Raw genomic sequence first — 21,739 nt, 5'->3', positions numbered from 1 at the left:
ACGATTCGTGGTCGGTCTCGACGCCGTCGCGGACGTCCATCCGGCCCGAAACGTCCGTACGGTGGACGGACGCGTCAGCCGCCGTCGGAGGCGGCATCCGACAGGTGGGGGATGGTGCCCGCGTGATCCACGACTTCCAGCAGCGGGAACGGCTTTCGCCGATCGAACGAGGCGAAGATCCCCTCGTATCGGGAGGACGGAAACAGGAAGACGATCGTCTCCTCGTAGAGAAGCAGTTGGCACTCGAGGTCGCCGATCTCGACGGCTCGTTTGAAGTCGTCCGCCGAGACCTGATTCGCGACGAGGTCCCTGTGCGCGCGATCGAACTCCCCACCGTCGTACATTCGGTCGACGTCATCCCGTATGAACTCGATCTCGTAGTCCAGCGAGCCGAGCGTGGCGACGACGCGCAACTCAGCGCCCTCTATATTTCCGAACACTTCAACGAGATCGGACATAAACTGAGTTACTGTTCGTCGCATAGATAAATGGTCGGATGCTGACGATCCGCTCGCGGACGTGCGAACGATTCTCACCTCCGAGCATCCGACTCGAGGCGACCCGTCGCGACCCGTCGTCGGCACTGGTAGGTGACTCGAGGCGCTATCCCTCCCCATGACGACGCCTCGCGAACTCGACGGCTCGAGCGCCGGCGGCCAGTTCCTCCGGACCGCGCTCGCGCTGTCGGTCCTCGAGACCGAGCCCGTTCGCCTCGCGAACGTCCGCGGCGATCGATCGACGCCCGGGCTGCGCCATCAACACCTCGCGGTCCTGGAGACGATGGCCGACCTGTGTGACGCCGAGGTCTCGGGGGCCGAACTCGGGTCGGAGACGGTCGTGTTCGAACCGGGACTCGAGCCCGCCGACAGTGAGCGCGGCCGCGAGCACCTCGCGGGCGGCAGTTACGCCGTCGACATCGGAACGGCCGGCAGCGTGACGCTGCTGTGCAACGCCCTGTTGCCGCTGGCGACGGTCCTCGAGTCCCCGCTGTCGGTGACGGTCAGCGGCGGGACGGACGTGGCGTGGTCGCCGCCGCTGGACTACCTGCGGTACGTGAAACTTCCGCTGGTTCGTCGCTTCGGCATTCAGGCCGCCTGCGAGGTCGATCGGCGCGGGTTCTACCCCGACGGCGGCGGCACCGTGACGCTCCGACTCGCCCCCTCGAGCCTCGAGCGAATCGACCTCCTCGAGCGCGGCTCGATCGAGGGACTCCGACTCTACTCGACCGAGTCGGAATCGCTCGCTGATCGGGACGTTGCATACCGACAGGCGGAGGGCGCGCTCGAGCGACTGGACGAGGTGTCCGAGCTCGAAGTGACGGAGCGTTGCGAAAGGACCGTCGCGAGTCCGTCGCCCGGCTCCGCGCTGGTCCTCTGCGTCGACCACGGGACCGGGATCGCCGGCTTCAGTGCCCTCGGCGAGCGCGGGAAGCCCGCCGAGCGCGTCGGCGAAGACGCCGCGGACGCCGCGAACCGCTTTCTCGAGGGGACGGCCCCGGTCGATCGGCACATGGGCGACCAGCTGCTCGCGTTCCTCGCGATCGCGGGCGGGAAGGTGCGCGTGCCGAGCGTGACGGAGCACGTCGAGACGCGGTGTGAACTGCTCGAGGCCTTTGGGGTGGATGTCGGGCTCGAGCGGGACCGCGAGACCGCGGTCGTCTCAGTCACGTCGCCGCTCAGTGTCAGAGAGTAGGTCGGTATTCGTCGCGCACGCCGTGCTCATTCACGTCACCGTGACCGTCGAGTCACACCGTGCCGACGTGGTGGTCTACTCCATCGAGCGAGCGGAGACCTGCCGCATTCGGTCTGCGAGAGACAGTATTCTGAACTCGAGTCCTAATCATCGGCAGTGTACGCCCCGCTCCGATGTTCGATCCGGTGAATCTCGAGGATCGATACATCGTGATCGAGGACGCAAGCGAGGCGATACTGTCCGACACGGCATTTGGAAAACGGTCCGCCAGTCAACGGCTCGAGGAAGTCGTCCGGCTCTCGCCAGTCCGAACTGACGACCTCATCGAGCTTCGTAACGATTCGATCTTGGGTATGTGGCTCGAGTCCATCGAACTGGTCGGCGGCGCGCGGCGTGAACTTCCACGTCCATTCCTCGTCACTCGTCATCCTCGTCTCCGCCCATCATTTCGACGACGTCTTCGCGAGAGACCAACTCCGCGCTCCCGGACCGCAATTCGTGTTCGCTCGCCGCGATCTGCTTCCATCCCTCTCGAGAGAATTCGGGATGGGTCACCGCGTCGCGGGCCGCGTACCGAAGGAACTCGCTTCGGGAATTGAACCCCTGTTCCTTCCACGTTGTGTCGATGTCCTCGAGAAAGGCTTTGCTCAGCCGAAGGTTGATCTGAACCATCTCCGGGCCGTTGTCACCGGCTCCGGTATCTGCGTCGGACATATACGAACGCTTTACGCACGTATATGAATAAGCTTTCCCTATAACCACATCGCCGTAGACCGCCGTACACAGTAATTTCCGAGCCGGATAGTTTCAGTCCGGCGTGATTCGAGCCCACGCTACCCGTTTCTTCCCTTGAAAATAGCAGTAGTTATAAGTACTAACGTAGTGACAAGCAGAATGGAAGCCGGCTCCAAACGCGCGAGCGGAGGGGGCGTGCCCGAAACGCCCCGGGTGCTAAGGACACCCGAGACTGGCTTCCAATCCCGACCACGGGATTCGAAAGCCATGACCGCGTACATCCTACCGGGATATAAACGTCCCGCACGACGGTGGAATCAACACCGACGACTAGCGACGGCTCCGGCTCGAGCCTGCGCCCACGAGCCACGTGGAGGACCCAATGAGTGACGACGGTGATGGGGGCGGTGACTCGAGCGGAGCCGACCGGTCCGAGCCCGCCGAGACGGGCGAGGCGCCCGAGCCGTGGGTGCTCTCGCTCCCCAACTGCCCGGTCTGCGGCGAGTCCGTCACGAACGTGACCGTCACCGGCCCGCGCAGCGGCACCGCCGAACCCTGTGGCTGCTCGGTGCTGCCGGGCACCATCGATCGGACGCCGCGACACTGACGCGGCCTCAAGGGATCGGGTTCCCTCGCGTCTCGTCCTCGAGTCGCGGCGGCAAGCCGGACGGTCGACAGCGATCGTCGGAATCGCGAGGCTCGAGGCCACTGGGGGGAGGCTTCGAGCCCCGCGACGACCGCTCCGTCGGCAGTGCGCTATTCGACCGTTCGGTCCGCAAACGCGACTCGAGGGGGTCGATACTGGCGAACGGCCAGCGAGGGCTCGAGATGAACCGACCAGATCAGGAACGCGATTCCCTCACACTGGCAACACGGAGAGCCACGCCCTCCCCAACCGATTCACTCGCCCACTACGTTCGCTCGTTCATCCACAGGAAGACGCTTCGCGTCTTCCACGCCTTCGTTCACAAGCTCACGAAGACCTCGCACGACTTTGTGCCGCGGTTCGCTGATAGCGAACCGCGGCCCAGCGCGCGCCACCGCAGGTTGGATCCCAATCGGGAGTACTACCGCACACACTGTTTCCCCTCGCTCGTGCGATCGCCACGGATTTGAACCCGATTCCGTGACCGAATCGACCGCCGCAGGCGGGGTCGATCGAGCGCACCTGCGCGTCGTCGACCGCCACAACTTATAGTATTGCCGACCGTTGTGCCGCGTATGACCGACGGAGAGACTGCCGTTCGCTGTCGATCGATCCGGGGGGTCGAGCCGTGAGCGAAAGCGACATCGTCACGTTCGGCGAGACGATGCTGCGGCTGTCGCCGCCGAATCACGAGCGCCTCGAGAACGCAGACGAGTTCGAGGTGCGCGCCGCCGGCGCGGAGAGCAACGTCGCGATCGCCGCGAATCGGCTGGGCGCTTCCGCGACGTGGCTCTCGAAGGTCCCAGAGACCGCGCTCGGACGGCGCGTCGTCGGCGAGCTTCGCGGCCACGGTATCGACGCCGACGTCGTCTGGAGCCACCGCGGCCGGCAGGGGACCTACTACCTCGAGCACGCGGGCAAGCCCCGCGGGACGAACGTTATCTACGACCGGGAGAACACGGCCATCGCGACGGCGGAGGCCCGGGAGTTCGACATCGACCGCATTCAGGACGCGAAGGTCTTCTTCACGACCGGGATCACGCCCGCGCTCTCCTCGACGCTCAGAGACACGACGCTCAACCTGCTCAAAGCGGCCCGGAAGGGGGGGACGACGACCGCCTTCGACTTCAACTATCGGCGCAAGCTCTGGTCGCCCGACGAGGCCCGGGAGACCCTCACGAAGCTGTTCCCCGGAATCGACGTGCTCGTGATCGCCGCCCGCGACGCGCGGACCGTCCTCGGGTTCGAGGGCGACCCGCGACAGCTCGCGCACAAGCTCGGCTCCCAGTACGACTTCACGACGGTCGTCGTCACCCGCGGCTCAGAGGGCGCGGTCGGCTGGCACGACAGCGTCGTCCACGACCACGACGCCTACGAGACCGACACGCTCGACCCGATCGGCACCGGCGACGCCTTCACCGGCGCGTTCATCGCCCGCCGGCTCGACGGCGACGACGTGCCGACCGCCCTCGAGTACGCCGCGGCGACGGCGTCGCTCAAGCGGACGATCCCCGGCGACGTCGCACTCGTGACCGCCGACGAAGTCGAGGAAGTCGTCAAAGACCAGGGCGAGGATATCTCGCGGTAGTTCGTCGGTCCGACGCAGAGGAGCGTTTCTCGAGCGGAAATCTACAGTCATTCAGGGCACGACGATACGGGGACAGCTCCTGGTTCCGGTGACCGATTCCCGGGACGATTGGACGGATCTGCCAGAAGGACCTTTACGTGCCACTGTCACCGGACGAGTGCAAATGAATCGAATCACAGCCGTTGCACTCGCCGTCCTCGTCGCGACGGCGGCCCTCCCGGCCGCCGCCGTCGGCGCGGGTGCGAGCGCAGCATCGCCCTCCCAACAGAGCGAGAGTAGTGCCTACGCGGGCACGCACGTCGAATTCGACACCTCGAGCAACGCGGTCACCGAGTATCGCGTCGACGGTGAGACGGTCTTCGAGAACGTGAGCGTCGCCTCGCAGAGCGACCACGAGAGTCGAACCAGTATCGGTGCGGACATCGGGATCGACGCCGTGGCGAACCTCTCCGGAGTCGGCCTCGATATCGCCGCACAGTCCAGCACGCGCGCCGAGATCGCGACCGAGGGGTCCGCCTCGATGGCGGCCCACGATAGCGAGCGCGGGATCCTGACCGTCGACGCCGGCGACGAGGCGCAGTACGTCGAAGCCGAACTCGGAGCCGACGCGACGGCCGAGGCGGAAAGCGACGACCGCGTCGTCGTCGACAGCGGCGAGCGCACCGGTGCGTTCGTCGTGGTCGGCGACGGCGAGGTGGCCGTCAACGAGAACGACGACGTGACGGCGGACCTGAAAAGCGACTCGAAGCTGGTCTTCCGCTCCTACGCGGACGGCGAACGCGACGAGAACGCGAAAGCGCAGGAACGGATGATCGCCAACGGCACGGCGACCGCCGAGGTCTACGCCGAGGAACGCGACGGCGAACGCGTCGCCGACGTCGCGACCTACGGTCAGGACATCGCGGTCGAGACGTCCAACGAGAGTCGGGATCGACTCGAAATGACCGTCGAACGCTCCCAGAGCGAGGGCACGGTCGTCATCACGAGCGTCTCCGAGGCCGCGATCGACGGCGTCGAGAGCGCCGACGACCTCTCGGTGACCGTCGACGGCGAGGCCGCCGCGCAGGCGTCCTCGCGCAGCGACCTCGAGGGCGCGATCGGGAGCGATCAGTCCCGATACATGGTGACCCAGTCGAGCGACGCGTCGGCGAGCGCCGACGTGCTCGTGGCGGTCAACCACTTCTCGGAGCGACAGCTGTCGATTCAGGACAGCGACGACGATGGCGGCAGCACCGACGACGGTGGAGATAGTACGGACGACGGTGGAGATAGCACCGACGACGGCGGAGACAGCACCAACGAGAGCACCGACGGGGGCGACAGTAGCGGCGACAGCATCCCCGGCTTCGGTGCCGGTGCAGCGCTGATCGCCCTGCTGAGCGGTGTCGCCGCTCGCGTCCGCCAGTAAGGCACCCTGTCCCGCTCTCTCGACCCCTGTCGAACGGCACGCTGACCGATCTTCGTTTCGCGCCGCTGACGAGATCCCGAGTAGACACCAGTCACCGATACGACGGATCACAGCGCCGGCTTCATCGCGAACCGAACGTAACGGATCGATAGCGGTCGGGCATCGCTTTTTACCGGCCGCTGTGATACCGTTCCACGTGACTCGAGTCGTCCGACGAGCGACGGTCGACGACGTCTGGGGCATCCACGAAATCGCCCGCGAGAGCTGGCACGCCGCCTACGACGACGTCCTCGGATCCGAGCGGGTCGACGAGGTGGTCGACGACTGGTACGCGTTCGGCGATCTCGAGTCGTCGATCACGGATACGAACGGGCGCGACGACGCCGCGTTTCTCGTCGCGACGAACCCGCCGATGCCCGAGTCCGGGGACGAGACGGACTATTACGGCTTCGCTCACGCAGTCCCCTGGCCCGAAGATTCGTCCGTGGCGTTCCTCGCCCGCCTCTACGTCGAGCCCGACAGCTGGAACGACGGGATCGGCACTGCGCTGCTCGAGGCCCTCGAAGCCGAGCTCTCGGCGGGGTTCGAGCGGCTCCGACTGGCCGTCCTCGCCGCCAACGATATCGGAATCTCGTTCTACGAATCGCGCGGGTTCGACCGCGTCGGGACGCGATCGTCCGATCTGGGCCCGGGCTTCGAGGAGCACGTTTACGAGACGTCGCTTTCCGAACGGTAGTCGAGCACCTGCGGACGGATCACTCGATTTCCAACCGGTCGCTCTCTCCCTCTCCCTCACTGCCGTTCTCGTCCCATTCGAGTTCGAACGCGACGCTCAACTCGCCGGACCCGTCTGCCGGTCCCTCGCGTTCGGCTTTGACCTCGAACGTCGGGCGATCCGGCGGATCCATCGTCACGGACTCGGAACCCGATTTCAGCGTGACCGGGTCGCCTCGCTCGAGCGTCTCAGCGACGCTGCGGAGATACGAGGCTATTTCTTCTCGAGTCTGGCCGCTCTCCGATTCGAACAGGACTTCTTCGGGCATACAGAGCTCCAGTACACTGTCTGCACGCATAAGTGCGTTCTCCGCAGGAACTGTATCAGTCCCGTATCTGATGAGCCACTCCGATAGTCAGTAGGGGAACCGAGACGGACCGCGAGAACGTTCAGTGTCCCTACAGCCCTCCGAATTTATGGTCCCCGTCGGAATAGCAGTCCGCATGGGCGAACTCGAAACCGAAGAACAGCGGTCTCGGGCGGAGATCGCTACCGATCTCCGCGAGATGGCCGACCAGTTGGACAGCGACGGTGATCTGACGCTGGAACTCGGCGGAACGCGAGTGCGACTCGACCCGACCGAGCCGGTCACGTTCAAACTCGAGGGCGAATCCGACTGGTCCGAGGGGGACACGGAAGCAAAGCAGAGCATCGAGTTCGAACTCGTCTGGTGGCGAGAGGCGAAGACTGCCGAGGAAGGGACGTTAGACGTTCAGGAGTAAGTGGAGGGTCAAGAGCTCCGCCATGTACACCCAGATCCTCTTTCCCACTGACGGCAGCGAGGGCGCATCGGTCGCGTTCGACCACGTCCTCGACATCGCTGCCGCTCACGATTCGACAGTGCACGTCCTCAACGTCGCAGACACGACGAGAGACAGCGTCGTCCGGATGCGAGGCGACGTCGTCGACGTACTCGAGCGGGAGGGCGACCGAATCGTCGGCGATGCCGTCGACCGCGCCCGGGAACGGAACGTGAACGCGGTCTCCGAAGTCCGTCAGGGGACCCCCTACAGTACGATTATCGACTACGCGGACTCGCGCGCCATCGATCTCGTCGTTATGCCGACCCACGGCCGCCGAGGTCTCGAGCGGTTCCTGCTCGGCAGTACGACCGAGCGCGTCGTTCGACGGGCGGACGTCCCCGTGTTGACACTCACGCCGGACGGCGAGTCGGTCACCTATCCGTATCGCGATGTGCTGGTGCCGACCGACGGGAGCGACTGTGCACGCGAGGCGCTCACGGTCGGGGTCGAGATCGCAGATGCGGAGGACGCGGCGCTCCACCTCCTGTCCGTTATCACCACGACGAGTCTCGGCGTCGACGTCCGGAGCGATATCCAGCTGACGACGCTCGAGGAGAGTGCCAGGACCATCCTCGAGGGCGCAGCGTCGTTCGCGGGAGACGCCGGCGTCGACCCGGTTTCCGAGACGATCGAAGCCGGCCCGTCGATCCACGACGCGATCTGCGCGTATATCGACGGACACGATATCGACCTCGTCGTCGTCGGCACGCACGGCCGGACCGGCTTCGATCGATACCTCCTCGGGAGCGTCACCGAACAGCTCGTTCGGACGTCGCCGATTCCCGTACTGACAGTCCGAGAATCGCAATCGGAAGCGGAAGACCGGAGATAGAGCGGCCCATCGACGAGACCGCTACAGCGTCTTGTCGGCCTCGCTCTCGTCGACGACTTCGATGCCGCGGTTGTTGACCGCGTCCGGATCGAGGCCGACCTCCTGGAGGAAGGTCTTGTACTCGCGCTCGCACTGCTCGGCGTCTTTCTGCTTGTCGCTGGCCCGGTCACAGAGCTCGATGAGGTTCTCCGGGACGTCGTTCTGGTAGACGATCCAGTGGTTGATCAGGTCCGAGAGCCGGCGGATGGGGCTCGTGAAGTGGCCGTAGATCTCGAAGTTCAGCGCGTGGTGGCCGCCGAACGGGTCGTTCATGTACCGCGCCCGGGGCATCACCTTCATCACCGCCCACTGGATCTTGTCCAGCTGGCGGCCCGGGGCCTCCTCGAGCGTCGCGTTGACGGCCTTCCGCGGGTCGTCCCAGGTGCTGCCGGGGATCGAGACCCCGTCGAGGTCCTGGATCTCCCGGAGGGCTTCGGACCACTCGTCCGGGCTGGGCTGGGGGTGGACCCGGTACATGGCCTCGACGCCGCGGTCCCACATCAGGACGTGCGTGACGGCCTTGTTGGCCTTCAGCATGCACTCCTCGATGATGGTGTGGGCCCGATCGCGGGTCGGGTTCAGGACGAGGGAGCCGTCCTCCTTGCGCTGTTCGTGCATCTGCTCGGCGAGGTCGTAGACCAGCGCGTTCTCCTCGTGGAGGGGCGCGTCGGAGTCCTCGAGGCGGTTTTCGGCCTGCGTGTAGGTGAGCCGCTCGTCGGACTCGATGACCGACTTGTAGATCTCGATGTTCTCGTAGGAGAGGTTCTCCTTGTCGAGGTGCATCTCGACGGTGTGGGCCAGTCGGTCCTCGTTGGGAACCAGTGAACAGACCGTCTCGGCCAGCACCGGCGGCAGCATGTGGACCGTGTAGCCGGGAAGATAGACTGTGTTTCCGCGCTCGACGGCCTCGTCCCACATCGCCGTGTCGGGGTTGACGTAGTGGGTCACGTCGGCGATGTGGACCCAGAGGACGTACTCGTCGTCGCGCTCCTCGATCGAGATCGCGTCGTCGAAGTCCTGCGCGTCGACCGGGTCGGTCGTCCACGTCGTCAGATCGCGCAGATCCTTTCGCTCGTCGATTTCGTCCTGAATCTCTTCCGTCACGCCCTCCGTTCGGGCTTCGGCCTCCTCGAGGACCTCCGGCGGAAACTCGTCGCGGAGTTCGAACTTCTCGAACAGCTCCTCGCGCTTGTTCTCGAGATGGCGCGCGAGTTCCTCCGAGACTTCGACTGGGCCTTGGCCGTCTATCGTACCGGCGTCGGCCTGTGCGTCGTCACTCATGGCGATGGCTACGGACGTGAGGGTGAAAGTCGTGTCGGGATGCGAATCGAATCGGCTCGAGGCGCTGGCGACCGGGTTCCGGCCGGACGGCCGGACCGTGTGACTTATATGTCGGTTTCGTATTGCGAAACGCAAGCCGGTTTCGGGCGTGTTGATGGCCGAAATCAGTATACGCTCGGGTCGGAATATCCAGATGACTCTCACCCTGACATGACCTGGCAGTACACTCCCGAAATCCTCCCGTACGTCGGTCTGCTCTTCCTGTCGATGCTCCTCGCGGGTGGGCTGGCCGTCTATACCGCCGTCGCGTGGACGGGGGGCACGGACGAACCGACCGTCCGTGCGTTCGTCGGCCTGAACGTCGGCTGTGCGCTCTGGTCCGGTGCGTACGCCATGCAGTTGCTGAGCGCGGGCGTCCCGACCAAACTGTCGTGGCTGGCGGTGTCGTTCGTCGGGGCCGTGCTAGTGTCGCTCTCGTGTTTCTCGTTCGCCGTCGCCTACTCCGGCAACGAGGGATTGCTGTCTCGACGAACCCTCCTCTTGCTCGCCGTCGAACCGGTCGTCGCCTTCGTCCTGTTCACGACGCAGTATGGGAACCTGTACACCCAGCGCGTCGACACGGTCGTCGTTTCGGATCTCGTCATGATCGATCGGACGTTCGGGGTCATGGGGTACGTTCACATCCTGTATCTATACGGCCTCCTCGCGCTCAGCGCCGGGTTTCTGCTCAGAACGATCTACCGGTCGAACCGCGTCTACAGGGCGCAGGCCGGCGCGGTGTTGCTCGGCATCTTCGTTCCGCTGGCGGCGAACGTCGTCTGGTTCCTCCGGCTGGGACCGGTAGGGAACCTCGATTTCACCCCGGTCGCGTTCGTCGTCTCCGGACTCGTGTACGCCGTCGCGATCTCCCGCCACCAGCTCCTGGATATCGCTCCGATCGCCCGCACTGCGGTCGTCGAGAACATGCGCGACGGGTTCCTCGTCATCGACGAAACGGACCGCGTTCGAGACGTCAACGCCGCCGTTCGAAGGCACGTCTCTGACGGCGACCTCGAGTCGATCGTCGGCCGCGATATCGGAGCGGTGTTTCCCGAAGTCACGTCCATCATCCGCGACGATTCGCGGCCCGCGCACACCGAAATCGCCGTCGATACCGACGACCAGCGCCGCCTGTTCGACGTTCAGGTCCAGCGGCTCTCGAACGACCACCGGTTTCGACTGCTCCTCCTTCGGGATGTGACGGACCAGCACGCCGTCGAGCAGCGATACCAGGCGCTCATCGAGAACGCGTCCGACCTCATCACGGTTATCGACGACGAGAACGTCATTCGGTACCAGAGCCCGTCGATCGCGAACGTACTGGGGTACGACCCGTCGGCGCTCGAGGGTCGATCCTACGGCGAGTTCGTCCACCCCGAGGACCGGTCCCGAATCGGAGAGGCGTTTCACGACGACCTCGAGGAACCGGCCGCGACCGGTCGGGAGGAGTACCGGATCAGGGACGCCGACGGCGAGTGGCGAGACGTGGAGACGGTCGGCCGCAACCTGCTCGACGATCCGTTCGTCGAGGGCATCGTGCTGAACACCCGCGACGTCACCCGGCGCAAGAAGCGCGAGCGCGAAATCCGGCGAAAGAACGACCAGCTGGGGGAGTTCGCGGGCGTCGTCAGCCACGACCTCCGGAACCCGCTCACGATCGCACAGGGGTATCTCGAGGCGGCCAGAGAAGACGTCGACTGCGAGTATCACGACGACATCGAACTCGCACACGACCGCATCGAAACGATCATCGAGGACGTGCTCCTCCTGGCCCGCGAGGGACAGGCCATCGGCGAGACCGATCGCGTCGACTTCGAGCGAGTCGTCGACCGGGCGTGGACGCACGTCGACACCGGGTCCGCGTCGCTGACGGTCGCGGGCGACCGGCCGATCGTCGCCGACGAGGACCGGTTACTCCAGTTGCTCGAGAACCTCTTCCGAAACAGTGTCGAGCACGGCGGCGGGACCGTCCACGTGCGGGTCGGAACGATCGCGGACGGATTTTTCGTCGAAGACGACGGCCCCGGGATTCCCCCCGACGAGCGTCAGGACGTCCTCGAGTACGGTCACACCACGGCCGACAGCGGAACCGGGTTCGGGCTCGCGATCGTCAGTCGGATCGCCGAGGGCCACGGCTGGGGCGTTCGCGTCACCGAGGGAACTGACGGGGGAGCCCGGTTCGAATTTTCGATGGACGACTCGCCCGTGACGCCCCCGCTGGACGGGAACGCGCCCGCCGACGGCTAGTCGCGGCGAACGCGAACGGGGGTCGCCCGCTCGTCTTCTACCGCCGACACCGCCGGTCGGTTCGCTCGAGACCTCGAGACGCGTGGCCCCGTTCAGGACTCCTCCTCGAGCGTGCCGTACCGCTCCTCGACCGCCGAGAGATAGCCCGCGAGGAACGCGTCCCGGTCCCGCCTGCCGGCCTCGAGGTCAACCAGCAGTTCCTCGAGTTCGCCCCGCGGGTGGTGACAGAGGTCGCTGTGACAGGACTTGCAGAGGTGTTCGAAGGTCTTGTCGTCGCGGTCCCAGCGGTCGCCGTGCTTGTCGTACTCCCGAGCGTCGTCGCGCGGGCGCTCGGTGCCACAGGCGAGACAGGTGACCGTTTCCGTTCGGGTCCGGGATGGCCACATACGCGGGCAGACGGCGTGGGGAAACTTAGCGATTGGCACACCCTCTCCCGACGCTGACGGTCAGGGCGACCGACTCGCGGGATCGGTCGCCGGAACGGGCCTTTTATTTCCGGACCGCTCGTTCTCCCGGACATGCAGGTCAAATCTCGCCATCATCTCCGCAGCGACGCGGTATCCGAGCTGGAGGATACCCTCGAGGAACAGCTCGGCGTCTCGCCGGCGGGCGACGCCTACGAACGCGTCGAGTTCGAGGAGACGGACTGGGAGGTCGTCCTCATCGACGGCGAACCGCAGGTCGCGTACTTCGACGAGGAACCGTTCCTGACGGTCCGCGGAGCCAACGCCTACGATCCCGAGAAGCGACTCGTTACGGTCGATGCGGGGGCCGTCTCGTTCGTCAGCGACGGCGCGGACATCATGCGTCCGGGAATCACCGAGGCGACCGACGACGTCTCGCCGGACGACCTGGTCGTCATCGCGGAGGAGTCCCACGGGAAGGTGCTCGCGGTCGGCCGCGCTCGCGTCGACGGCGCGGACATGGTCGGCAGCGAGGGGAAGGTCGTCGACTCGCTGCACCACGTCGGCGACGAACTCTACGAGTTCGCCGGGTAGGTTTCGAACCGACCGCGGGGTGACGACCGCAGTCGGCTACTCGCGACCCCCTCTCATTCGATCCGCTCGCCGTCGTCGGTGACCGCGAGCAGACAGTCGTCACAGAGCCACCAGCCGATCAGCGGATCGCGGAGCGGGAGCACTGCGCCACAGTCGGGACAGCGCTTGGACCCCTCGGCTCGAGGCCCGGTCATTCGTCCCCCGTCCCCAGTCCGCGGTCGGCGGGGTCGCAGGTGAGCAAGACCGGATTGACCGAGCAACCACAGGGGTAAGCAGTGCCCCTGTACAGCCTGCTCGAGGTCACGATACTGACCGGCTCGCCGCAGTTCGGACAGTCGGGACGCGACGACCGGCGGTCTGCGAGCGGGTCGTCGTCAGGCATGGGGATCGCGCCTCGAGGCCGGCGTCGAAGCTGGTTGCGGCTGGCGATTCGGCTGTCGTGCGGGACGTTTATATCCCGGTAGAATGTACGGAATCATGGCTTCGAATCCCTTAGGGGGATTTGGAAGCCAGTCTCGGGTGCTCTAACACCCGGGGCGTTTACGCACGCCCCTATCGGAGACGTGGCCTCCAACTTACTCGTCACTGCATTGTTACTTATAGCTATTGTTTTCGGTATTGGATTTATTTCTCTGGTTCGACCGGGGGACGGTACGGAACCCGTTTGACGGTTTACGAAGCGCGTTCACACAGCTGCGTACAGAGCGATCGGTGAAAGAGCGGCTCGATAGGGGTGACCGGAAACGACATTTCAACTGCTTCCGTGGGTGTGACCCCTTGTGATTCGATTCTGGAATCGACGTGTACTGCAACCCAGATGTCTCCTTCTCGTAAGAGTTCGTAGTCGGGTTCCGGAGTCTCGATAGTCATGCTGATCGTACATCAGGTGTACTACTATAGTTTGTTAGCCACTCGATTCTAAGATGTCTATCATCTATCGAATATCCCAACAGAGCTAGAACGGGTTATGCCGATGTCCACCGGTCATTTAGATAACCAAGAAGGTACACAATCACTGCAAGCCCAATCAGGTATGGGAGGTACTCGAAGGATCTCGTCACCGGATAGTCCGTACCTAACCAGAGGTCGACGGTATAGGCACCCCATCCGACGCCTGTGAGAACGAGAACTCCAACGAGGGACATCTGGAGGAGTGTGACCAAATAAGACACAAAGCCTTCCGATTTGTCTACGGGGTCGTCTCCCTGTTTGCCTATCTCATCACCGCTCATACTTGTTCAGAGACATATGGCCCGTATAATACTTGTTGTATTCTAAGTTAGACTAGTGATCGAATTGTTGGTGGATTTGTGCCGCTATACAGGGATGAGCCGGAATCTGTTGCTACGTCCTTCGGAATGTTACAGCTGGGAAAATGGAGGTCTTGGAAAACACGGATTAAACTACCATATGAACCGACAGGTGCCTCCGCCGTACTGAACGGAAACGATGTGTGCGTAGTAACCGCGAGGAGATCGGTAGCGACCTCACTGGCGACTGATCGTCAACTCCTCACCGTCGATCCGTACCCGATAGTCGCCGATCGGGAACGACAGGATAACGTGCCCTTCGCCGTCGACGAGCGCGTCCAGCGCTTCGGGATCGACGAAATCGTACAGCGTAGCGCCGAAAACGTCGGAGAATTCCATCGGATCGACCGCTTCGAGGGTTGCGAGGGCGGTGACTGTAGCCGTACTCGCTGCCGTGGCCGACCAATCGTACGTTCGCCGGAATAGCACCTCGCGCGAGTTGGTGGACCGCCCGCCCCCGTCTCGCTCTCGTTCCCCTCCCATACTCTTCGCACAGCGTCTCCGGAGATAAGTCTAGTGTGATTTTCTGGGTGAATGACTGGATCGCCTTACGACGGCCGGTTCCCGTCGAGTCGCCAGGTGAAGATCGCCCGGAGAACGACGACGAGACTGTTTCGCTCGCCGGACCCCCAGATCGCCGTCTCCTCGATCTCTTCGGTGGTGGCGGTATCGTCCACGAGCGCGCTCACGAGCGCCGTCTCTTCGTCCGTGATCAGAAGGCTTCCGGCGGGCGTCTCCTCCCACTCCCAGAGGGTTTCGAATAGTTCGGCTTCCGGTACCGATTCCTGGATTCGATCCTGAACGTTTTCGGAAATCCCCGCCAAGTAGATCTCGACGCCGCGCTCCGTGACAGCTCGAAGCTCGTCGAGGTGCTCGTCGGAAAGCAATTCGTCGGTAGTCATGTAGACGATCCGCTCGTCAGCGTCGGCGATGAACTCGTCGATGCGGGACGACACCGCCTCCCGTCCGGTAACCGTCCAGACGCCGAACTGCTCGCGCTGTGGCTGGGCGGGGCCGATCTCGTCCAGACACTCCGCGAGTTCGGTAATCGTGTTCTCGCGCTGGATGTTGAGCAGTCGGACGATCGTTTCCTCGGAGATCACGGTGAACTTTCGCGGCGTCGTGTGCTGGATATCAATTAATCCCAACTCGTGGAGTCGCTCCGCCGATTCGTACACCCGAGTCCGGGGCACACCGCCGATTTGCGTGACGTCCTGTGCGGTTCCCGTCCCGATCCGTATGAGATTGATGAGCGTTTGCGCTTCGTACGCGGACAACCCGAGGTCTTGCAACCGATCGAGTGCTTTGGCTTCGGCCTGCTCCTCCTCGAAACTCACCATGGTAACGATTGGCTTGCTGGAGACAAAAAGGCCTGCTAGTTTCGAGCCCTCTCTTCCAGTTCTCCGGTGCCGAACCGGAGCACCCCCTCCCCGAGCGAGCTACCGGTCCGCGGATTCCGCCAGCGAGTCGGCTTCGTACGCGCCCTCGTACTGCGCGAGGGTGTCCCGATACCCCCGCGTCGCGAGGTCGTAGGTCTCCCGCAGAGCAGCGATCGGCGTCTCGGTCGCGTCGATCCGCAGGTCGTTGTACGGCGGTTCCACGACGTGAGATTCGGTCGTCTCGACGACCACCGCCGCGCTCTGGACCGACAGCTCCTCGCGTTTGTCCCCGCCCTCGAGGTCGCCGGCCGCGAGCGCGTCGATCAGGCGCTTCGCGAGCGGGTCGGTGTCGGTATCCTCCGTCACGGCGCTCGGGCCAGTCGACGGATCCACGGTATCGTGGACGGCGGTCGCCGCGTAGGCGTCGTCGGTCGCCTCGAGCACGCTTTCCCCGGTCAGCATGTTCCCCGCGACGGTGTAGTGGTCGCCCTCGCGGTGGCCGTACCACTCGACGCACTCGTCGCCGGAGAAGGCGAAGGTCGCCTCGCTATCGACGCCGTGGAGCTGGCGTTGTGCTGCACCGTCGTCGGCGGTGAGAAGTGCCTCGAGGGCGTCGTCCACGGCCAGTCCGTCCTCGAGATAGGCGATCCCGCGCTCGCCGAGGTCGACGTTGACGAGACTCTGGGTCGCGACGGCACCGTGTTCGCTGACGAACGGACAGAGCGTCCCGACGCCCGGCAACCGCGTCGTGACCGCGACGCCGAACCGACGGTGCCGGTCGCCGGCCTCGGTCTCGTAGTCTTCGCGAACACAGATGCTGAACGTCATCGCTCGCTCGTACGTCTCACGAAATCAAAAGTCTACGGAGGACGGGTGCGGCTCGGCGATCGACGACCCGCCGTCGCGTCCCGATCGACCGGTTCGATCGCGGTCGCGAGCCCTCGGATTTCCGGACGGTATCGGGGACGGGACTGTGTCTGACGTAAGAACTATACTGGCGGCGGCGGTGGATACCGCCAATGGGACTCATGAGCAAAATTCTCGGCGGCAATCAGTCCAGATCGGTCGATGATTACGCCGAACTGAACATCGATGACGTCTCGACGGCCTCCGCCGAGGCGGCGATGCAGGTACACATCGCGGAGGTCAGCGGTCAGAACGATGCGATCGATATCAAAGACGCCGTCTACGACGGCGACATCGTCGTCGCGGACATCACGCGGTTGCGAACCGAGGACAGCACCGTCGAACACATCGTCGACGAACTCCGACAGGTCGCTCGAGAGGTCGACGGCGACATCGTCCGGAAGGGAGACGATCAGATCCTGATCGTCCCGACCGGCGTCCGCATCAGCCGCGAAAAACTCGGCCAGAAGCTCTAGATCGGCCCTCCGTCTCCGTCGCGGTCTCCGTCCGAGCGCCGCGTGCCGCTTCGGCGGCCGGAGACCGCTCGTCGCCGAGTATCCGTCGAATTCTGTACGACACTCACGGGAGCGGTGACTGCCCAGGCGAGTCGCTGTCGCTGGTGTGAGCGTACTGTGTCGATAAAAACTGTGAGTCGAGCGTCGCTAGAAGCGACGAACTGACGTCGAACTTACTGTCGGACGACGTTCGTTGCGCGCGGACCCTTGGGGGCCTGCTCGATGTCGAATTCGATGTCTGTGCCTTCTTCGAGGTCCGGACCGCCAACATCTTCCATGTGGAAGAAAACGTCGTCGTCCGCGTCGTCCGTCGAAATGAAACCGTAGCCGCCTGTGTCGTTGAAGAAATCAACGTTACCTTCTGCCATTACAAACAAACGTAGGGTCGATTCGGGGATAAGGCTTCCGAGGGTCGTGGTACCACGACCGTCGGCGTCCGTCGTTCCCCCGCTTCGATTCGGCAATTATTGCTGTATTCTGCGACAATCCGCACCGAAAGCGGCTCTCCGGGCAGGACCTCCCATGGGCTCGGTCCGTCTCGAGCGACCAATAAAGGCGGTTCATACGAAGGGTAAGTACACTGTCAGTAACCCCGACGGCCGCCTGCCGTCGTTCGGGAGCTACGGTATTGCTTACCCGTACGCGTAGCTGAAAGGGGTCTCGGCCGCTATCGCCAGCTACGATATGACCGAGACAGTATCGGATATCCGACAGAGCGGTGGAAGTCGGGTTCCGCTCGAGCCGCGATTGGACCGGGATACCGACTATCACGACGCGGGTGATCGCTCGTGAGTACCGCGCTCGACATCGTCTCGCCGTCGTGGCTCGAGGCCCATCGCGACGCGGAGTCGGTGGTCGTCGTCGACGTCCGCGAGGAACGCGACTACGAAGAACTGGGACACCTTCCGGGTGCGGTCAACGTCCCGGCCGATCGGTTTCGCGATCCGAGCAGCGTCGTCGACGGCAAACTACCGACCGCCGACGACTTCGCGGCCCTCCTATCCGCGGCCGGCATCGAGCGCGACGACACCGTGGTCGCCTACGGCGATGACGGCGGCGCGCTCGCGGCTCGGTTTCTGCTGACCGCCCTCGTCTACGGCCACGAGGGCCGCCTCTCGCTGCTCGATGGCGGCCTCGAGGCGTGGCGCGACGGCGAGGACGGATCGCTCAGCACGGACCGTCCGTCTTCCGATCCGACTCCCTATGAAGCGAAGCTACGAGCGGACGCCCCGATCGCCGACCGCGAGACGGTCGAAGCCGCCGTCGAGGGCGACGCCGTCGTGGTCGACACCCGTACCGCCGCCGAGTACGAGCAGTCGCGGGTTCCGGGTGCCGTCCACCTCGATTGGGAGGACCTGCTCGAGGAGGGTCGACTCAGAAACGAAGCGACGCTCGAGGAACTGCTCGCCGAGCACGGGCTCACGCCCGACGAGCGGATCGTCCTCTACTGCAACACGGCGCGGCGACTCAGTCACACGTTCGTCGCGCTCCGACACCTGGGCTACGAGGACGTCTCGTTCTACGAGGGGAGCCTGACCGACTGGGTGCGCGCCGAAGCGCCCGAGTGGGATCCCGTCGAGTTACAGGCGCAGGTCCGCCACTACGCGGACAACGGGGGATTCGAGGCGATGGTGGACGACCTGGGCGAGGACGTGCTCGGCCGCCTGAAGCTGATCGGACTCTACCACCAGAAGCAACGGGGGTACTTCATGCTGCGGACCCGCTCCCCTGGCGGTATCCTCACCGCCGAGCAGGCCCGCACGATCGGCGAGGTGGCCGACGAATTCGCCCGCGCTCCGGAGGAGTACGGTGGCCCCGACCAGAACCCCGTCTTCGGCGACGGCTACCTCGACGTGACGACGCGCCAGGACGTCCAGATGCACTGGATCGAGATCGCAGACGTCGCCGAGATCTGGGACCGCTACGACGCGGTCGGGCTCTCGACGATGCAGGCCTGCGGGAACTCGGTGCGAAACGTCGTCGGCTGTCCCGCGGACGGACTCGATCCCGCCGAGACCGTCGATATCCAACCCGTCGTCGAACGGGTGAGTCAGCGATTCCTCGGCGATCGACACTACGCGAACCTCCCACGGAAGTTCAAGGTCAGCGTGACCGGATGTCACGAGGACTGCGCCCGCTCGAGCATTCAGGATCTCGGGCTGACGCCCGCCCGCAAGGACGGCCGCGACGGGTTCGTCGCGCGAGTCGGCGGCGGGCTCTCCGACGGCCCCCGGGTCGCGAGCGACATCGATCTGTTCGTCGAACCCGATCGGGTCGACGACCTCGTCGCCGCGATGGCCGACCTGTTCGCGGACCACGGCAGCTACCTCGACACCGCGGTCAACCGCCTGCGCTTCCTCGTCGCCGAGTTCGGCCCCGAGGCGTTCCGCGAGGAACTCGAGTCCTACGCCGACTTCGCGTTCGAGGAACCGGACGAGACCCTGACGACGGACTACCGTGGCGATCACGTCGGCGTCCACGAGCAGGCCGACGGCCGCTCGTACGCGGGGCTGAACGTCCCGACGGGCCGAATGGGTGGCGACGAGTTCGCCGCCCTCGCCGCCCTGAGCGACGAGCTGGGAGGCGGCGAGCTACGCCTGACGCCGAACCAGAACGTCCTCGTGCCGCATCTGACCGACGACGGCCTCGAGCGTCTTCTCGAGGACCCGCTCCTCGAGCGGTACAGCCCCGATCCCGGTCCCTTCACGCGCGGGATCGTCACCTGCACGGGGCGGGAGTTCTGCAACTACGGGATCATCGAGACGAAGAACCGGGCGATCAGGTGGGCCCGAGAGTTGGACGACTGGGCCGAGGCGGCCGGGATCGCCGACGACCACGAGGCGATCCGGATCCACATGTCGGGCTGTTCGGCCTCCTGTGCGCAACCGCAGCTGGGCGACTTCGGGTTGCGCGGGGAGGTCTACCGAGACGACTACGACTCCGGGCGAGCGGCCGACCTCGGCCTCGGCGGCGACCTCGGGAACGACGAGTTCATCGACTGGCTCGTCGGAAAGATACCGATCGACGACGTCCCCGGGGTGGTCAAAGCGACGATGCTCGCCTACGACGCCGACAGCGAGCCCGGCGAGTCGTTCACCGAGTGGACTCGCCGCACGTCGAACGCGGACCTGCGAGAGATCGTCACTGACGGGCCGGCGCGCGACCCGCCCGCCATCGAAACGGAGGTGAGGTGAATGAGCGGCACACACGAGCCGGGCGTCCCTCAGCGGGGCGTCAAGGGCGTCGGGAGCGATCCGCGCGAGCAGGACCGCGACGTTGCCGAGGCCCCCGGCAAGATCTGGTTCCGCGATCTGGACGAGGCCGTCATCGAGGCCGACCGCTGTATCCAGTGTGCCTCCTGTGTCGCCGCCTGCCCGTCCGACTCCATCGGCATCGACGAGGACGAGGGCCGACCCACCCTCGTCAAGATGTGTACCGGCTGCTCGCGCTGCTGGGACTTCTGTCCCCGCAGCGGGCTCCGGTACGAGCGCCACCTCGAGCTCGCGCGGGAGGAGCGCGCCCTCGAGGAGCCGGCTACCTACGCGGCGCGGGCAGACGGGGAAGCTGCGGCCGCCGGGCAGGACGGCGGCGTCGTGACCGCACTCCTCGCGGAACTGATCGAGGTCGGCGAGCTCGACGGGGCGATCGTCGCTCGAGAGCGCGAGGACGAGCCGCTCCGCGGCGAGGCGTTCCTGGCGACCTCGCGCGAGGACCTGCTCGCGGCCGGCGGCAGCATCTACACCCAGACGATGGGCCTGGGGCGGATCGAGGCGCTGCTCGCGGAGGGCGATCTCGGGTCCGACGATCCCGAGCTCGCGCTGGTCGGCACCCCGTGTATGATACAGGGAGCCACCGCGCTCGACCGCTACGACCACGATCCCGCCGATCCAATCGCGCTCACCGTCGCCCTGATGTGTACTCGTAGCTTCGAGCACGGCCGCCTGCTCTCTCGGCTCGAGTCGTTCGACGTCGATCCCGCGGCCGTCGAGACGCTCGACATCGGCGAGGGACGGCTCCGCGCGGTCGACGAGACCGGCGAGACGCTCCTCGAGGCGGACGTCGACGCGTTCGACGCGGCGGGACTGCGCGGCTGCGACGAGTGCGCGGACTTCGTCGGCGACGCGGCCGACATCAGCGTCGGCAACGTCGGCAGCGACGACGGCTATACGACCGCGATCGTCCGCACCGAGACCGGCGAGGCCGCCTGGACGCGGGCGGCGACTGCCCTCGAGACGACGGCGATCGATCGGCCGACGGCCCTCGAGACGCTGGCCGACTGGAACCGCCGACGCGCGGAATCGATCCTTCCGCGGGAGTTCGACCCCGAGGCGAGTGTCGGAATCACCTACGATGCCCACCGCGAGGCGTACGACGGGACGGATCGCGAGCCAGAACCGTTGAACCCGGCCCGCGTCCACCAGTACGAGGAGTGGTGTTGAGGGACCGGCGGGGGCCTGTCGTACCGCTCCCGTCGTCGGTCCGCTGATCGCTGCGCCACCCGTGCGAAGAATTTTCATCCCGCGGGAATTCTCGGCCCCTGTTATGC

At 65.1% G+C, this 21,739-nt stretch carries 25 protein-coding genes; 12 read left to right on the top strand and 13 right to left on the bottom strand.

The window, feature by feature from the left end:
• Positions 1 to 74: 74 nt before the first annotated feature.
• Entirely contained in the window at positions 75 to 458 is a 384-nt protein-coding gene (locus NDI89_RS02725; RefSeq protein ID WP_277519981.1) for a DUF7522 family protein, read from the bottom strand.
• Between the two features lie 157 nt (positions 459 to 615).
• Here NDI89_RS02725 and rtcA point away from each other — a divergent pair, with 157 nt between their 5' ends.
• Positions 616 to 1,692, top strand: coding sequence for an RNA 3'-terminal phosphate cyclase (gene rtcA, locus NDI89_RS02720; protein WP_277519980.1), 1,077 nt, complete (start codon positions 616 to 618; stop codon positions 1,690 to 1,692).
• 143 nt (positions 1,693 to 1,835) lie between these two features.
• On the opposite strand, the gene NDI89_RS02715 is transcribed toward rtcA, so the two are convergent.
• Positions 1,836 to 2,120, bottom strand: coding sequence for a type II toxin-antitoxin system RelE family toxin (locus NDI89_RS02715; protein WP_277519979.1), 285 nt, complete (start codon positions 2,118 to 2,120; stop codon positions 1,836 to 1,838).
• Positions 2,110 to 2,406 (bottom strand): ribbon-helix-helix domain-containing protein, encoded by a 297-nt coding sequence (locus NDI89_RS02710; RefSeq protein WP_277519978.1) that lies wholly within the window; start codon positions 2,404 to 2,406, stop codon positions 2,110 to 2,112. Before NDI89_RS02710 ends, NDI89_RS02715 begins: the two co-directional genes overlap by 11 nt.
• Positions 2,407 to 2,809: 403 nt before the next feature.
• Between NDI89_RS02710 and NDI89_RS02705 the strand changes: the two genes are divergently transcribed.
• The 4 genes from NDI89_RS02705 to NDI89_RS02690 all read left to right on the top strand — a co-directional run bounded on the left by NDI89_RS02705 (position 2,810) and on the right by NDI89_RS02690 (position 6,805).
• Positions 2,810 to 3,034 (top strand): hypothetical protein, encoded by a 225-nt coding sequence (locus NDI89_RS02705; RefSeq protein WP_277519977.1) that lies wholly within the window; start codon positions 2,810 to 2,812, stop codon positions 3,032 to 3,034.
• Positions 3,035 to 3,701: 667 nt separating this feature from the next.
• Positions 3,702 to 4,661, top strand: coding sequence for a bifunctional 2-dehydro-3-deoxygluconokinase/2-dehydro-3-deoxygalactonokinase (gene kdgK1, locus NDI89_RS02700; RefSeq protein WP_277519976.1), 960 nt, complete (start codon positions 3,702 to 3,704; stop codon positions 4,659 to 4,661).
• Between the two features lie 163 nt (positions 4,662 to 4,824).
• Positions 4,825 to 6,069, top strand: coding sequence for a PGF-CTERM sorting domain-containing protein (locus NDI89_RS02695; protein WP_277519975.1), 1,245 nt, complete (start codon positions 4,825 to 4,827; stop codon positions 6,067 to 6,069).
• A gap of 196 nt (positions 6,070 to 6,265) precedes the next feature.
• Positions 6,266 to 6,805 carry a GNAT family N-acetyltransferase gene (locus NDI89_RS02690; RefSeq protein WP_277519974.1) on the top strand — a complete coding sequence of 180 codons (540 nt, stop codon included), beginning with the start codon at positions 6,266 to 6,268 and terminating at the stop codon, positions 6,803 to 6,805.
• Positions 6,806 to 6,824: 19 nt separating this feature from the next.
• Here NDI89_RS02690 and NDI89_RS02685 read toward each other — a convergent pair whose 3' ends face one another.
• A complete protein-coding gene (locus NDI89_RS02685; RefSeq protein ID WP_277519973.1) occupies positions 6,825 to 7,112 on the bottom strand; it encodes an amphi-Trp domain-containing protein in 288 nt (95 codons plus the stop codon).
• Between the two features lie 175 nt (positions 7,113 to 7,287).
• Between NDI89_RS02685 and NDI89_RS02680 the strand changes: the two genes are divergently transcribed.
• Both NDI89_RS02680 and NDI89_RS02675 read left to right on the top strand, forming a co-directional pair.
• Positions 7,288 to 7,566 carry an amphi-Trp domain-containing protein gene (locus NDI89_RS02680; protein ID WP_277519972.1) on the top strand — a complete coding sequence of 93 codons (279 nt, stop codon included), beginning with the start codon at positions 7,288 to 7,290 and terminating at the stop codon, positions 7,564 to 7,566.
• Positions 7,567 to 7,588: 22 nt separating this feature from the next.
• Entirely contained in the window at positions 7,589 to 8,479 is an 891-nt protein-coding gene (locus tag NDI89_RS02675) for a universal stress protein (RefSeq protein WP_277519971.1), read from the top strand.
• 21 nt (positions 8,480 to 8,500) lie between these two features.
• Here NDI89_RS02675 and NDI89_RS02670 read toward each other — a convergent pair whose 3' ends face one another.
• Positions 8,501 to 9,799: an RNB domain-containing ribonuclease gene (locus NDI89_RS02670; RefSeq protein WP_277519970.1), complete on the bottom strand. Its 1,299-nt coding sequence runs from the start codon at positions 9,797 to 9,799 to the stop codon at positions 8,501 to 8,503.
• 210 nt (positions 9,800 to 10,009) lie between these two features.
• Between NDI89_RS02670 and NDI89_RS02665 the strand changes: the two genes are divergently transcribed.
• A complete protein-coding gene (locus NDI89_RS02665; protein ID WP_277519969.1) occupies positions 10,010 to 12,085 on the top strand; it encodes a sensor histidine kinase in 2,076 nt (691 codons plus the stop codon).
• 92 nt (positions 12,086 to 12,177) lie between these two features.
• On the opposite strand, the gene NDI89_RS02660 is transcribed toward NDI89_RS02665, so the two are convergent.
• Positions 12,178 to 12,471, bottom strand: a complete 294-nt coding sequence (locus NDI89_RS02660) for a DUF7562 family protein (RefSeq protein WP_277519968.1) — start codon at positions 12,469 to 12,471, stop codon at positions 12,178 to 12,180.
• Positions 12,472 to 12,603: 132 nt separating this feature from the next.
• On the opposite strand from NDI89_RS02660, the gene NDI89_RS02655 reads away from it, so the two are divergent.
• The gene (locus tag NDI89_RS02655; protein ID WP_277519967.1) at positions 12,604 to 13,083 is read left to right on the top strand and encodes an RNA-binding protein; all 480 of its coding nucleotides are present in this window, start codon (positions 12,604 to 12,606) and stop codon (positions 13,081 to 13,083) included.
• A 53-nt stretch (positions 13,084 to 13,136) separates the two neighbouring features.
• On the opposite strand, the gene NDI89_RS02650 is transcribed toward NDI89_RS02655, so the two are convergent.
• The 6 genes from NDI89_RS02650 to NDI89_RS02625 all read right to left on the bottom strand — a co-directional run bounded on the left by NDI89_RS02650 (position 13,137) and on the right by NDI89_RS02625 (position 16,600).
• Positions 13,137 to 13,277 (bottom strand): hypothetical protein, encoded by a 141-nt coding sequence (locus tag NDI89_RS02650; RefSeq protein ID WP_277519966.1) that lies wholly within the window; start codon positions 13,275 to 13,277, stop codon positions 13,137 to 13,139.
• The gene (locus NDI89_RS02645) at positions 13,274 to 13,465 is read right to left on the bottom strand and encodes a hypothetical protein (protein WP_277519965.1); all 192 of its coding nucleotides are present in this window, start codon (positions 13,463 to 13,465) and stop codon (positions 13,274 to 13,276) included. Before NDI89_RS02645 ends, NDI89_RS02650 begins: the two co-directional genes overlap by 4 nt.
• Positions 13,466 to 14,048: 583 nt before the next feature.
• Positions 14,049 to 14,315, bottom strand: coding sequence for a hypothetical protein (locus NDI89_RS02640; RefSeq protein ID WP_277519964.1), 267 nt, complete (start codon positions 14,313 to 14,315; stop codon positions 14,049 to 14,051).
• A 255-nt stretch (positions 14,316 to 14,570) separates the two neighbouring features.
• A complete protein-coding gene (locus NDI89_RS02635) occupies positions 14,571 to 14,876 on the bottom strand; it encodes a HalOD1 output domain-containing protein (RefSeq protein ID WP_277519963.1) in 306 nt (101 codons plus the stop codon).
• Between the two features lie 65 nt (positions 14,877 to 14,941).
• Complete coding sequence (locus NDI89_RS02630; protein ID WP_277519962.1) at positions 14,942 to 15,733, bottom strand: TrmB family transcriptional regulator; 792 nt, start codon at positions 15,731 to 15,733, stop codon at positions 14,942 to 14,944.
• Positions 15,734 to 15,832: 99 nt separating this feature from the next.
• A complete protein-coding gene (locus NDI89_RS02625; RefSeq protein WP_277519961.1) occupies positions 15,833 to 16,600 on the bottom strand; it encodes a DUF1028 domain-containing protein in 768 nt (255 codons plus the stop codon).
• Between the two features lie 191 nt (positions 16,601 to 16,791).
• Here NDI89_RS02625 and NDI89_RS02620 point away from each other — a divergent pair, with 191 nt between their 5' ends.
• Complete coding sequence (locus tag NDI89_RS02620; RefSeq protein WP_277519960.1) at positions 16,792 to 17,154, top strand: cell division protein SepF; 363 nt, start codon at positions 16,792 to 16,794, stop codon at positions 17,152 to 17,154.
• 212 nt (positions 17,155 to 17,366) lie between these two features.
• Here the strand turns inward: NDI89_RS02620 and NDI89_RS02615 are convergent, their stop codons facing one another.
• Positions 17,367 to 17,561, bottom strand: a complete 195-nt coding sequence (locus NDI89_RS02615; RefSeq protein ID WP_226004048.1) for a cold-shock protein — start codon at positions 17,559 to 17,561, stop codon at positions 17,367 to 17,369.
• A gap of 438 nt (positions 17,562 to 17,999) precedes the next feature.
• Here NDI89_RS02615 and NDI89_RS02610 point away from each other — a divergent pair, with 438 nt between their 5' ends.
• Positions 18,000 to 20,387, top strand: a complete 2,388-nt coding sequence (locus NDI89_RS02610) for a rhodanese-like domain-containing protein (RefSeq protein ID WP_425607748.1) — start codon at positions 18,000 to 18,002, stop codon at positions 20,385 to 20,387.
• Positions 20,388 to 21,632, top strand: coding sequence for a Coenzyme F420 hydrogenase/dehydrogenase, beta subunit C-terminal domain (locus NDI89_RS02605; RefSeq protein ID WP_277519958.1), 1,245 nt, complete (start codon positions 20,388 to 20,390; stop codon positions 21,630 to 21,632).
• Positions 21,633 to 21,739 lie beyond the last annotated feature (107 nt).

Source organism: Natrinema salsiterrestre (genome assembly GCF_029502005.1).
Lineage (GTDB): Archaea > Halobacteriota > Halobacteria > Halobacteriales > Natrialbaceae > Natrinema > Natrinema salsiterrestre.
This window is presented reverse-complemented; position numbering and strand designations above follow the sequence as displayed.

Excerpts from the sequence above, each read along its gene's own strand:
- NDI89_RS02685 (WP_277519973.1), bottom strand. The coding sequence starts at position 7,112 with ATGCCCGAAGAAGTCCTGTTCGAATCGGAGAGCGGCCAGACTCGAGAA.
- NDI89_RS02635 (WP_277519963.1), bottom strand. The coding sequence starts at position 14,876 with ATGGGAGGGGAACGAGAGCGAGACGGGGGCGGGCGGTCCACCAACTCG.
- NDI89_RS02725 (WP_277519981.1), bottom strand. The coding sequence starts at position 458 with ATGTCCGATCTCGTTGAAGTGTTCGGAAATATAGAGGGCGCTGAGTTG.
- NDI89_RS02615 (WP_226004048.1), bottom strand. The coding sequence starts at position 17,561 with ATGGCAGAAGGTAACGTTGATTTCTTCAACGACACAGGCGGCTACGGT.
- NDI89_RS02710 (WP_277519978.1), bottom strand. The coding sequence starts at position 2,406 with ATGTCCGACGCAGATACCGGAGCCGGTGACAACGGCCCGGAGATGGTT.
- NDI89_RS02695 (WP_277519975.1), top strand. The coding sequence starts at position 4,825 with ATGAATCGAATCACAGCCGTTGCACTCGCCGTCCTCGTCGCGACGGCG.
- NDI89_RS02655 (WP_277519967.1), top strand. The coding sequence starts at position 12,604 with ATGCAGGTCAAATCTCGCCATCATCTCCGCAGCGACGCGGTATCCGAG.
- NDI89_RS02620 (WP_277519960.1), top strand. The coding sequence starts at position 16,792 with ATGGGACTCATGAGCAAAATTCTCGGCGGCAATCAGTCCAGATCGGTC.
- NDI89_RS02650 (WP_277519966.1), bottom strand. The coding sequence starts at position 13,277 with ATGACCGGGCCTCGAGCCGAGGGGTCCAAGCGCTGTCCCGACTGTGGC.
- NDI89_RS02665 (WP_277519969.1), top strand. The coding sequence starts at position 10,010 with ATGACCTGGCAGTACACTCCCGAAATCCTCCCGTACGTCGGTCTGCTC.
- NDI89_RS02605 (WP_277519958.1), top strand. The coding sequence starts at position 20,388 with ATGAGCGGCACACACGAGCCGGGCGTCCCTCAGCGGGGCGTCAAGGGC.
- NDI89_RS02660 (WP_277519968.1), bottom strand. The coding sequence starts at position 12,471 with ATGTGGCCATCCCGGACCCGAACGGAAACGGTCACCTGTCTCGCCTGT.
- rtcA (WP_277519980.1), top strand. The coding sequence starts at position 616 with ATGACGACGCCTCGCGAACTCGACGGCTCGAGCGCCGGCGGCCAGTTC.
- NDI89_RS02715 (WP_277519979.1), bottom strand. The coding sequence starts at position 2,120 with ATGACGAGTGACGAGGAATGGACGTGGAAGTTCACGCCGCGCGCCGCC.
- NDI89_RS02640 (WP_277519964.1), bottom strand. The coding sequence starts at position 14,315 with ATGAGCGGTGATGAGATAGGCAAACAGGGAGACGACCCCGTAGACAAA.
- NDI89_RS02645 (WP_277519965.1), bottom strand. The coding sequence starts at position 13,465 with ATGCCTGACGACGACCCGCTCGCAGACCGCCGGTCGTCGCGTCCCGAC.
- NDI89_RS02705 (WP_277519977.1), top strand. The coding sequence starts at position 2,810 with ATGAGTGACGACGGTGATGGGGGCGGTGACTCGAGCGGAGCCGACCGG.
- NDI89_RS02675 (WP_277519971.1), top strand. The coding sequence starts at position 7,589 with ATGTACACCCAGATCCTCTTTCCCACTGACGGCAGCGAGGGCGCATCG.
- NDI89_RS02670 (WP_277519970.1), bottom strand. The coding sequence starts at position 9,799 with ATGAGTGACGACGCACAGGCCGACGCCGGTACGATAGACGGCCAAGGC.
- NDI89_RS02630 (WP_277519962.1), bottom strand. The coding sequence starts at position 15,733 with ATGGTGAGTTTCGAGGAGGAGCAGGCCGAAGCCAAAGCACTCGATCGG.
- NDI89_RS02680 (WP_277519972.1), top strand. The coding sequence starts at position 7,288 with ATGGGCGAACTCGAAACCGAAGAACAGCGGTCTCGGGCGGAGATCGCT.
- NDI89_RS02625 (WP_277519961.1), bottom strand. The coding sequence starts at position 16,600 with ATGACGTTCAGCATCTGTGTTCGCGAAGACTACGAGACCGAGGCCGGC.